General features: G+C 59.6%; 11 protein-coding genes and 1 pseudogene. 5 read left to right on the top strand and 7 right to left on the bottom strand.

Going from position 1 to position 11,126, the window contains the following annotated elements:
- The coding region (locus AWB78_RS39735; RefSeq protein WP_157697436.1) for a transposase at positions 1-436 on the top strand (436 nt) is incomplete at its 5' end.
- Between the two features lie 267 nt (positions 437-703).
- A complete protein-coding gene (gene tnpA / locus AWB78_RS47150) occupies positions 704-1,123 on the top strand; it encodes an IS66 family insertion sequence element accessory protein TnpA (RefSeq protein WP_063959102.1) in 420 nt (139 codons plus the stop codon).
- Between the two features lie 401 nt (positions 1,124-1,524).
- Here tnpA and AWB78_RS39725 read toward each other — a convergent pair whose 3' ends face one another.
- A complete protein-coding gene (locus AWB78_RS39725; RefSeq protein ID WP_157697800.1) occupies positions 1,525-3,234 on the bottom strand; it encodes a hypothetical protein in 1,710 nt (569 codons plus the stop codon).
- A gap of 490 nt (positions 3,235-3,724) precedes the next feature.
- Between AWB78_RS39725 and AWB78_RS39720 the strand changes: the two genes are divergently transcribed.
- The 3 genes and pseudogenes from AWB78_RS39720 to AWB78_RS39710 all read left to right on the top strand — a co-directional run.
- On the top strand, positions 3,725-4,351 hold the full coding sequence (locus AWB78_RS39720; RefSeq protein WP_062612396.1) for a hypothetical protein: 627 nt from the start codon (positions 3,725-3,727) through the stop codon (positions 4,349-4,351).
- A complete protein-coding gene (locus AWB78_RS45550) occupies positions 4,348-5,619 on the top strand; it encodes a M15 family metallopeptidase (RefSeq protein WP_062612395.1) in 1,272 nt (423 codons plus the stop codon). The genes AWB78_RS39720 and AWB78_RS45550 overlap by 4 nt, the downstream gene beginning before the upstream one ends.
- A gap of 287 nt (positions 5,620-5,906) precedes the next feature.
- Positions 5,907-6,179: pseudogene (locus AWB78_RS39710) on the top strand (transposase family protein); the annotation flags it as partial.
- Positions 6,180-6,285: 106 nt separating this feature from the next.
- Here AWB78_RS39710 and AWB78_RS49480 read toward each other — a convergent pair.
- From AWB78_RS49480 to AWB78_RS49980, 6 genes are all read right to left on the bottom strand, one after another.
- Complete coding sequence (locus AWB78_RS49480) at positions 6,286-6,417, bottom strand: hypothetical protein (RefSeq protein WP_269768974.1); 132 nt, start codon at positions 6,415-6,417, stop codon at positions 6,286-6,288.
- Between the two features lie 91 nt (positions 6,418-6,508).
- Positions 6,509-7,276: an IS21-like element helper ATPase IstB gene (istB, locus tag AWB78_RS39705; RefSeq protein WP_062612393.1), complete on the bottom strand. Its 768-nt coding sequence runs from the start codon at positions 7,274-7,276 to the stop codon at positions 6,509-6,511.
- Complete coding sequence (locus AWB78_RS39700; RefSeq protein WP_232478071.1) at positions 7,260-8,228, bottom strand: Mu transposase domain-containing protein; 969 nt, start codon at positions 8,226-8,228, stop codon at positions 7,260-7,262. Before AWB78_RS39700 ends, istB begins: the two co-directional genes overlap by 17 nt.
- 267 nt (positions 8,229-8,495) lie before the next feature.
- A complete protein-coding gene (locus AWB78_RS39695; RefSeq protein ID WP_062612391.1) occupies positions 8,496-9,494 on the bottom strand; it encodes a tyrosine-type recombinase/integrase in 999 nt (332 codons plus the stop codon).
- Entirely contained in the window at positions 9,491-10,429 is a 939-nt protein-coding gene (locus AWB78_RS39690; RefSeq protein ID WP_062612389.1) for a tyrosine-type recombinase/integrase, read from the bottom strand. Before AWB78_RS39690 ends, AWB78_RS39695 begins: the two co-directional genes overlap by 4 nt.
- Complete coding sequence (locus AWB78_RS49980; protein ID WP_074173675.1) at positions 10,426-10,884, bottom strand: tyrosine-type recombinase/integrase; 459 nt, start codon at positions 10,882-10,884, stop codon at positions 10,426-10,428. Before AWB78_RS49980 ends, AWB78_RS39690 begins: the two co-directional genes overlap by 4 nt.
- Positions 10,885-11,126: the final 242 nt, after the last annotated feature.

Below are 11,126 nucleotides of genomic sequence, written 5' to 3'. Positions count from 1 at the left end.
GGCCGAACTGGGTAACTGTGCTGCCGACAGCGGCCAATTGCCGATCGTTCTGGCGGCGGTAGCGCGCGACGCCGGGGCCGCCCCCAAGCAAGTCCTTGCCGATGCGGGCTACCGCTCGGAGGCGACGTTCGAACAATTGCGCGAGCACCCCGCCGAGTTGATCGTGGCGCCCGGACGCGAGGGCAAGAAAGAGGTGAAGGTCGATGCCCGGAAGCGCCCGCTATGCGCCGCGATGGCCGACAAGTTTACTTGTGCGCAAACTCAGGCGGCCTATCGAAAGCGCAAATGGCTGTCCGAACCGCCGAATGCCTGGGTAAAGAGCGTTCTCGGATTTCGACAATTCAGCATGCGTGGACTGGCCAAGGCACAGGCCGAATGGAAACTCGTCTGCGCGGCGCTGAACCTACGCAGAATGTCGAAAATGACGCCTGCGTAAGTCCCGAAGGGGACAACATTGCCCTGATTTCGCCGCCGGGAAAGCCACTTTTGCGCGCAATGGCGGGCCAAACCGCAATCGGCGTTGACGCCCGCACGATGTGGCGTCAGTACCGGCAGCTCAAATTCTGTCTGCCGCGCGGATTCCTAGCCAGCTTTTCCCGAGCCCGGTCGGCGCAATGAGGATCGTATCCGTCAGCGCAACCCGTCTTGAGTGTCCGCGTGCATGATGCGAAGGTTTGGCCATCGTGGTGATTGGAGTGATGCGATGGACGACGACGCGGTGGGCCGAGCTGTTGTGCGAACGCGCGCGCGACGCCCTCGTCAGGGAGAAGCGTTCTGGCGAGAGATGGTGACCGCATCGAAGATGAGCGGCGTTGGCACTCGACGTTTCTGTCGCGATCAAGGCCTTGCCGTCAGCACTTTCGGGTTGTGGCGCAAGAAGTTTACAGGCGAAACGCCTTCAACGAGTCCGCTGGCCGTGACGGCCGACGCCGCGTTTGTCATTGCTCGCCTCGAAGGTGAGCCTGCGGCGACACCATCATCTGCGTCGGCCGATACGCCATCATCATCGACGCGTGATCGCATTACGTTATCGATCGCCGGCGTTCGCATCGAATTGAGTGGCGTGCATGCTGAGCGCATTGTGCGCTTCGTGCTCGGACAGCTCGGCGGTGCACGGTGCTGATCGCCGCTGACGTCCGAGCTTACATCTGCCGCGAGCCGGTCGACATGCGCTTTAGCCGTAGCACGCGTCGACGATCGACTTGTTTGCAGCTTCGTGAACGATCATTTGCGGCGGTGTACATGCCCCGATCCGATTCCAAGGGGTCGGGCGGACGTAAATGCTGCACTTCGGCATTTGCTGGTCGTCATGGGCGCGTGCGCTGTCCCGCGGTTTCTGCGGGCGGAATCGGACTCGGTGCAACAGGAGGCATTGGGCTGGCGCCGAAGTCGACCTGCGCAGCGGCCGATACAGGAATCTCGAAGATCGTTGTCTCGACTTGGAAAGTTCGTATCGCGTTCTTGCCCAGATGCGTGTTCAGGGGCGCCCGCCGCCTCGACGCACGGCGGCAGGTGGGGCTGTCCCTAGGCCGGGAGTTCCACGGCGGGTTTGTGGACTTCGCGCGCCGTCTTTTTGTCTGCCAGCTTGCCCAATGGGCGATTCGGGAACAGGACGTCCACGAGCTGATCGATGAAAACGAAGAACTTGTCCGACGCATAACCCGCAATGAACGCGACGGCGAGGGGAGAGATGCTCTTGCCGCCTTGCACCAGATCGCTGAACAAGCCAATCGCGATGCCGACGATGACCGCGCATGTGACGTGCGAGCGGTTCGCCACCGTCGAATATTCCGGATGGAACGTGCTGGTTTCGCTCTCCGTGCGAATCTTTCTCAGAATCGCCGCGCACGCGCCGAGCCATGCGTAGAGCACGGGCAAAACGAAGCCAGTCACGGCGCCAACGAGCGACAAGACGATCTCGCGGCCGTACATTGCCATCGCGCGGATGTCTTGGTAGGCGGCGATCTTCTGAAAGCCCTCCGCGACTGCTTCTTCTGCGGGCAGCGCCTCGTTGTGATCGTTCGTGACATGATCGGCCTGCATGATAGGCACCTTGATTTCAAGATTGGCGCGAACCTTAGCCTTGGAGCACGTCCAGTCGATGGCGAGTCGCCGGTCGTCCTCTTTGGCAGCATCGCCGGGGCTTCGCTCGGTTCTCAGCGGGGTGCGCCGGCAGTCTGGTTCGGTATAGGGATTCTTGACCGTCAGGAAGAGCAAGTCCCCGATGCCCTGAGTGCGCGTGACGTCGTTGTAGAGCTGCCGGTTGTTGGTGGCGAACTGTTGAAGCTGCTCCTTGATCTGCAAGGCGGGTTGCGAGTTGCTCAGAGCCCGCAGTTCGTTGGTCGCGCGTTGTCGCGCGCCGATCAATATCTCGTCGTTCTCCGAGATCAGGCTGTCATCGGTATGGCCGGCGTGGCGCAGTTTTAGCATTTCGAGATCCTGCTTCTGGCGCGTCTCGATAATGCTTGATGCGTAGCTCATCAACTGGTTGTGGAGTTGCATCGCCGAAGCGTCGTTGGTCTGGACGATCTTCATCACGTCATCGGAAATGCGGTTGACGGTGAACATGAGGCACGAAAGCGCGACCACGACGACGGTGAGAGAGATTGCCGCAATGGTGTACATCCTGATTGCGCGGCGTGACCCAACTAGGGCGTTGCGCCCGGCAGTGGCGGCCACTACGGGTAGCGCGCAATTGGACAGCTTGTTGAGCGCGACATAGAAGCGCGCTTCCACTTCCGTGTTCCAGCGTCTCGCCGAACGAGCGGCACGCGCCTGCGCCAAAGCCTCCGATTCATCGGGCAACACGCGCGAGCCCGCGAGGGCCACGTGCGACTGAAGTTCGTCGGCGCTTTGCAGATCTTTGAACACCTGAGCGCTGGGATAAAACAGCGCGCGCGAAATGCGCTCCTTGGCCGCAAGGAGTGCAATTTGCGATTCGCGGCACATCGGCCGACGCAGCAGCGCGCATTGCGCATCGCGCACGATCGAGGCGTCGGCGGCATCGATCTCGACGGCCGCTCCGGCGGCTTGCGTCAGCATGTATTCGCACCGCTGCACTTCCGCCGCAAACTGTGCCAGTCTGCGTCTCCTGAACAATTGCCTGAAGATGAGCAGCCGGGGCGCGGGGGACGCGGCTGGTTCAAAAGTGTCCATGATGCTCTCCGAAGATTCAAATGTTTGCCGGGGCGAATGCTCCTGGCTTCGCGGAACAAGCTCGCTATCCCAAAGCAAGACGAAAGTTTGGGCCGGCTTTGAAACTTCTCGCGATGCTTCGAGCTCCGGCGCGTATGCGACGACGCGAGGAAATTTTCATGATCGTCGGCTTGGTTAAAATAAGCATTGCAGTTGAAGGCACGCGCGACCCGGTTGACGGTTTGCGCGCGTGCTTGTTCGTAGCACCGGCGAAGGCGTGCTTCGTCGATGGAATCGTTCGGCGTCCACCGCAGGCTCTTTCGAAACATTCAATTTTGCCGCAGCTCGTTCGTCTACTGCTTGGTACGAGTCTTCCTGCCATCGGGCCGCGACAGCAATCACATGGGCTCATTGCGGTGTTCGGCCCGCCGACTATTTGTTCGATTCATGATGTCCGAAGCGGATATGCATTCAAAATTAGCTCTATTTACCCGTCCATTAGATTGAAGTTTCGTCGTCTGAAGCGGCCCACCAGATGGCGGCATTTCGTTCAACCTAGATGGTTCGTCAAAGATCAGGAGGTAATCCCATGATTCCACTCATTGCCGCAGCCGTATCCGCCATCGCTCCTGCACTCGCGAAGCAGGGCCTTGATCTTCTAAGCGGGGTTTTTCGAGGCGCCGCGGGCAAGGGCGCGCAGGAAGTCGCCGATCTGATTGAGGACAAGACAGGCATCAATATCAATGATGTCGCCGACAACAAGCTGACAGACGAGCAATGGACGAAGCTTAAGGAATTCGAGTTTCAATATCAGAGCAAGTTGCTCGAATACCGACAACAGGTCGATGCCAATGACATCAAGAGCGAAGAGTTGTCAGAGAAGAACACGGAAAACGCGAGAGAGTTGCAACGGGCTGCTTTAACCAGCGACGACAAGTTCGCCAAGAGATTCATTTACTTCTATGCAAGTGCGCTCACATTGTTTACGTTCGCGTTCATCTTCTACGCGTGTTTCATAAGTCAAGGTACGGACGATCACGCGAACCGGACCATCGACACCGTTCTTGGTTTTCTGCTTGGCGTGACGCTCTCTGCCATCATCCAATTCTTTTTCGGATCTAGCGCGGGAAGTCGGAGCAAGGAGGAAAAACTCAATAGCCTGACTGGCAGAATGGGCTTGGATCGTGTCGCTCAAACGGAGGGGTCCGGATCATGACGCTCGTCGAACAGCAATCCACGTTTCTGCTTCATGTCGCTGAGCTGATCCGGAAGGCGTCGGAACTCGGGCTCAAAGCGTCGGGCGGGGAGTTGTATCGCACGCCCGAACAGCAGATCCTCCATGTGAAGAACGGTCGCAGCAAAACAATGAGCAGTCAGCATCTGAAGCGGCTCGCCATCGACCTGAATTTCTTCAAGCCTGTCGCCAACGGGAAATTCGAGTTGACCTACGACATCGACGAACTGCGTCCGCTCGGTCAATACTGGGAAAGTCTCGATCCCGCCAATCGATGGGGCGGAAGCTGGTCGTCGTTCAAGGATACGCCGCACTTCGAACGTCGTGATACCCGGGCGCCGGACCCGTTTGTCATTGCCAACGGCAACGGCAAGGCGAACTCGGTTACGGATATCCCAATCGCGAACGGTGATAACTGCGTCCAAGCGCAGACGGCCATGCGCGGCAATGGCCTCATCGGCGGCGAAGTGGGGCGTCTCTGCGGCAACGTCAGAGACGACGTCGAGTCGGTGCAACGGCTGCTAAATTTGTGCGCCGCCGCGAAAAATGGCTTCGCAATCCAGAACGGTGCGCTGAAGGCCGATGGCATCTTCGGAAGCAAGACCTTCGATGCCATCGTTACGTTCGAGCAGACCGTCATGGCCGAGGCGACACCAACTGGAAGAGTGAGTCCGACCGGTGAGATCTTCAAGCAACTCTGTAAACCGCTCGTCCACGCCACCGACACCGACCTGATGGCGCTAGCCTGGCTTCAGGCGGCCGATGTCGACATCACGCAATACGCCGGCCCGATTGCCGCGTCGATGGCGAAGTACGGCATCGATACGCCGCTGCGCCAGGCGCACTTCCTCGCGCAGATCGGTCACGAATCGGGCGAGTTGCGCTTCAAGGAAGAACTCGCGTCGGGTTCGGCGTACGAAGGGCGCGAAGACCTGGGCAATGTGCAGGCGGGGGACGGACGCCTGTTTAAAGGACGCGGATTTATCCAACTGACTGGGCGAGCCAACTACACAGCCTATGCGCGTAGCATCGGACGAGAGAATGACATTTTGGCGAATCCCACCCGGGTGGCGACCGAGCCTTCACTGTGCGTCGATGTCGCGGGATGGTTCTGGTCGCGAAGACAGCTCAGCGCCCTCGCCGATAACGACGATTTGATCGGCGTCACGAAGAAGATCAACGGCGGACTGAACGGCATCGAGAATCGGCGCCGACTCCTGAACCGTGCAAAAGCCGTCCTCGGTGTGTGATGGATGAGGCGCAGATCCGCCCGCGCATCGGCGTGCACGGCGGATCGATGCGCCTAATCCTTTCTCTTTGACTCGTCATACTTCCATCGGCTTCAGGTTTTTGTAGGGGTAGCCCCACTGTCGTACGGCAGCAGGTTTTGTCGCGGTAAGGGCAAGATAGCGAACGGATAGCGGTATAAGTAGGATTGCTCTTGCTACTCGTGAGTAAATGGTTCTTCGCGGAACTCCGTGGATGCACACTGGCGATTTTGTGACCTGACGTCTGGAAACGGACGTTGGAGGCTGAATTGCTGGATCGCATAGTATTGAAAGCGCAGGGTTGCTGGCAAGGCTATCGGATGGAGCGTGTGGAGTGGCCGAAAGGCGAGCACCGCACGCTCTCGCTGTATCTGAAGCCGGTCGGCAAAGTGATGCACTGCGAGCAATGCGGCGCCCGCTGCACGCAGTTCCATGAGACGACCGTACGCCGGGTGCGTGACCTTCCGCTGTTCTAATATCCGGTGGTGCTGCATGTGCCGCGTCGGCGCGTGTGGTGCGATCGCTGCTCAGCCCCTCGACTGGTGTTGGCGGCGGCGTAAATCCGACACCAGACGGCGGCGCAAGGTCGAGTTAAACACTCGGCCATGCGCCGCAGGCATTGCCGCCCGCAGGGCGAATAAAACAGGATCAGAACCCGCCCTTGATGTCGTCGATATCGACATCGGTGGGCGGCGAACGCTGCGCGCGGATCAGTTCGTGTAACTCGACGCCGTAACGCATCCAGATGCGTGCGCGCAGATCGCTGAGCAGCTCGAACACGGCACGGCGAACGCCTGCTGGGGCGACCAGTCGGCGTCGATCAGGAAGTCCAGCCCGCGAGACAGGCCCGACGGCATGTGTGTGCGGCGGCTCACGGCTTCTTCTCCGGGCGCGCAGCGCTACGCCTCCTGGAGCGCTGCTCGGCCCGTTCGCGCGCTTCCTTGACGCGATATGACTCGCCCTCGATCGCGATGACATCGGCGCGATGCACGAGGCGATCGACCAATGACACGACGCAGGCCGCATTCGGGAACACCTCCGACCACGCTGCGAACGGTTTGTTCGTTGTAACCACCGTGCTCGCGGCGCCGTACCTGCGGCTTACCAGCTCGAACAGCAGGTCGGCATGGCGGTTCGAGTACGACAGGTAGCCCACCTCGTCAATCAAGAGTACTTCGGGCGAAGCGTAGCGATGCAGGCGCCGGCGCAGCGCCGAGTCACTGTCGAGCGCGGCCAGCTCGCCGAGCATCTGGCCAGCCGTGGTAAAGAGCGCCGTGTATCCGTGGATGAGCGACTGATACGCGAGGTTCAGTGCGTGTGTCGATTTACCCACGCCGTTCGGCCCGATCAGCACGACGTTGGACTTCTCCCTGACGAACTCGAGCGCCATCAATTCCTCGAGCGCGCCGCGGTCAATCCGTTTGGGCCATGCCCAGTCGAAGTCTGCCAGCGGTTTGAAGTTGCCCAGGCGGGCGTCGCGGATACGCCGCTCGAGCGAACGGCGCGCGCGTTCCTGCTCTTCCCACTGCAGCAACGGCTCGACCCATGACGCGTCGGCGATCTCGCTCCAGTGCGCCAGCAAGCCATACATCCGCAAGGCATTGGCGCGCTCGTGCAACTGCTCAGTGCTGTTTGTCATCGTCGGCCTCCGCTGTGAGCTGGTCGTAGATGTCGAGCCGGTGTGGCGTCACGCGCTTGTCCTTGTCGCGCACGTGTTCCGGCAGCTTGATGGCGATGGGCGGAGGGGCGCCCCGGGCAGCCCGCCGACGCTCCAGTGCCAGGCGCACTGGGTTCTGGTGCGGCGCGGCGCCGCTCGCGAGGGTTTCCTCGATCGCGGCCTGCAATTCGGCGGCGCCATACCGGTCGAGCAATCGCAGCAGCTGCGCGGTAATGTTGCCTAGATTGCTGCCGCGTTCGGCCGCGCGCAGCATGAGTGTCTGGGCAGCCGGTGCGGCGTGCGCGAGATGGTCCAGGCCGCGGTGGTGGCGGGCCTCACGTTTGTGCAACACCAGTGCATCGATGTGCGTCGCGATCTCGATCTGCGCGCCGCGGTCGTAACTGCGAGCATGCTCGGCGACGACATCGGCGCCATCGAGGATGCGCACCTGATGCTGGTCGGCACAAACTGTGAGCGTGCGTCGCACATGCGTGTGCGGTATCGAGTAGTCGTTCAGGTCGAAGCGCACATAGGGCGTCTTGCCGGCCGACACGGCAAGCTGCAGTTCGCACGGGTACGGGTTCTCCGGCAATGCAAGCACGCTCGGCTTCTCGCGCTCGAAGGCTTCGCGCACGGTGATGGCCGGATCCTCCCGGCATGGACGATCGGCTGCAACGCCCGCGCACCATTGTGCGGCCTGGGCGTTCAGATCATCGAGATCGGCGTACTTGCGCGCGGCGAAGAAGCTCTCGCGTGCGAAACGAATTGCTCTTTCGACGCGACCTTTTTCGTTTCCTCTCGCGACGGCCACCGGCTTGGGTTCGAACCGGTAATGGCTGGCAAACGCGAGCAGCGCTGGATTGAAGCGGATCGCATCGCCCTGGCGCTCAAGCACGGCGCTGCGCAGATTGTCGTACTTCAGGACCCTCGGCACGCCGGATCATGCTTCGAAGGCACCCACGTGGCCGGCCAGGAAGCTGTCCATACGGGCATTGAGGAAGAAACGCAGCCAGATCTGCCGTGACCACGAAAGCACCATCACGAAGGCCATCAGCGGCCGGCGCGCGCGACCGATCTGCAGGTGGCCGAATGCGGCCCACTACACCGGGTATCAGACTATGCCGAGAGACTCCCGTTCGCTTTTAAGTTAGCGGCCTTTAAACGACGGGGACCGAGCTTCTACTCGGCATAGTCTCATGCACTACAAGCTTTGGAGGAATGCCATCAATGCGTCGCCAGGCTTGTATATTGCCGCCGTAGTACCTGAGGGCGTCGTCATTTCGAGCATCTTTCGTTTCAGTTCAAGATCTGCCTCCAGATAGATGTGGGTAGTCTCGACCGAGTCGTGACCCAGCCACATCGCGATGACGGTCGTGTCATACCCGGCGTGCAGAAGGCTCATGGCTGCGGAGTGTCTCAGAACGTTGGGTGTTATGTGCTTGCTCTTTAGCGACGCACATGCCTTCCGGGCCGTGTCAGCGTGACGCGCGAGCAGGTATTGGATGCCGTCGTTGCTCATACGAGTGCCACGGCGGTTCGGAAACACCACCTGAGCCTCGTCGAGGGGAAGCTCTTTCAGCCACGCCTGTAGGACTGGCGCGGTTTGCTCCGTTAGCGGCGTGCAACGCCCTCTCCGACCCTTGCCCGTTACGTGGACGTAGGCGCCTGTGCCCAGGTGGACATCTTCGCGAGTGAGTCCGGTCAGTTCTGATAGTCGTAGACCAGTTTGCGCTGCGAGCAGCAGCCAGGCGTAGTCGCGTCGCCCCGACCACGTACTCTGATCCGTCGCATCGAGCAGTGCGTCCAGTTCCCGTCGGGTTAGATAGCCAATTTGCCGACGGGTTATGCGCTTTGACGGGATTGCCAGTACCCGCTGGATCTGGCTGGAATATTCCGGAAGCTCGAAAGAAGCGTATCGGAACAGCGAATGTATTGCTGCTAGACGCAGGTTACGGCTACGCGCGGTAATACCACGCCTCTCCTGCAAATCATCGAGAAACGCACTGATCAACGGGGCATCGATATCGGCCCACAGGAGATTGGACGGTTGCTTGCCGGTTCGTGCGTGGACGAACTTGAGCAACAGGCGAAACGTATCCCGATAGGATCCGATGGTGTGCTCGCTCACATGTCGTTGCTTCATCAGGCGCTGAATAATGAATCGCGTTAGAACGCTTCCGAAGTTGACAGTCGTGCTCATGACGTTTGCTCCCAGTACCGTTCAGGCCTTTGCCTCGCGAGTTGCAGAAGTTCAGGTCGCGCAGAGAGATACCAGTATGTGTCGCGGACTTCGACATGCCCGAGGTACGCTGACAGCGCTGGCAGCCGCCGCTCGATCTCCTCGCCGTCGCGATACCACCGCAACAGTGCCTGCATGGCAAAGTGATGCCGAAGATCATGCAGATGTGGTTTGCGTCCTGCCTCGTTTGCCGTTACGCCAATACGCTTCATCAGGCGCTGGAATGTATCGAGCATTTGCTCGCTGCTCAAAGGCGAACCGCAGTCGTTCACAAACACATGACTTATGAGGTGCGAGTGCGATCCGAAGAAGTGTTGGCGCCGCTCCAGATAGCCCGCAAGAACCGCCACAACACTCGGGTGCAGAACCACGAGTCGCGACTTACCGAATTTGGACGAGCGAATCGTCAGAACTCCATCAACGAGGTTGACGTCGTCCACGAGCAGATTACGAGCTTCACAGGACCGTAGTCCCGATACGCTGAGCAGACCATACAAGCAGTGGAATGTCCAGCGTCGCAATCCGTCCTCGGGGCGGAGCGTCAAGGTGGCCTGCAACAGACGTTCGATATCGCGGTCGGTAAAGAAGTATGGCTCAGGGCGGACGTATTTGAACGGAAGCAGATCCGATGGAGGCACCTGAGTCCTCGCGTCAAACGCGCTGCAATACCGGGCGAAGTTTCGCACGAACGCCAATCGTCGGCTCCAGTGGGCAGGTTGGACTGAACGCGATTCCTGTGCCCAGGCGAGCGCAAGCTTCGTCGTGATGTACACGGCCTGTTGCCGGTCCATGAACTTGACGAACGTATTCAGGCCCGTGCCTTCGCAGGTTAGCTTGAAACCCAATGATCGCCGGGTCGTCAGGTAGTCGTCCAAGAACTTTGATAGCGTGCTCATCTTGCTTCTCCTGGCCACGGTTGGGCAAGTGAACGCAGGGCCACGAAGTCCACTTTCGCGTAGATGCCTGTTGTCTTTGAATGTTGATGCCGCAACAAGCTACCGATCTCAGGGAGAGAAGCTCCCTGTCTGAGCATCTCGCAGGCCAACGCGTGCCGGAATTGATGTGTGCCTCTATGCTGTGCATTGATCCCTGCGCGCGTCACAGCAGCGTAGGCAATTGAAGCAATGCTGGTTGGCGAACCAAAGCCGCGGACCGGGGCATTCGCACACAGGAAGAGTGCACGGAATTTACAACGCGGACGTCCATGTTGAAGATAGTCTGCGATGGCCTCACCGACATCAGTCGGAATCGGCAATATCGATTGGCTGCCGCCTTTACCGAGTACCGTGAGACTATCGCGCTCCCAGTCGATGCAATCGAGCGTGAGTTGAACGATCTCGCTCGATCGCAAACCCAGTCGTGCTAGTCCGAGCTTTGGCTTCTCAAGTAGCCGAGATCCGCGTCAGCGCTGGGTTTCGGCTATTTTTTAGGCTATTATGTACCCATGTAAATTCGTATTTTTGTATTGCGTTTTTAGGCATATATGCTTGAATGAGTGTTCATGTATATCGAACACGTCCCCAACCGTAACTCCCCTCCGGCCGTGCTACTGCGCGAGTCTTATCGCGAAGGCAACACGGTTAAGAAGCGCAC

The organism is Caballeronia calidae, from assembly GCF_900044055.2.
Classification (GTDB): Bacteria; Pseudomonadota; Gammaproteobacteria; order Burkholderiales; family Burkholderiaceae; genus Caballeronia; species Caballeronia calidae.
Note: the sequence above shows the minus strand (reverse complement) of the source record. Positions and strands in the feature narration are given on the sequence as shown.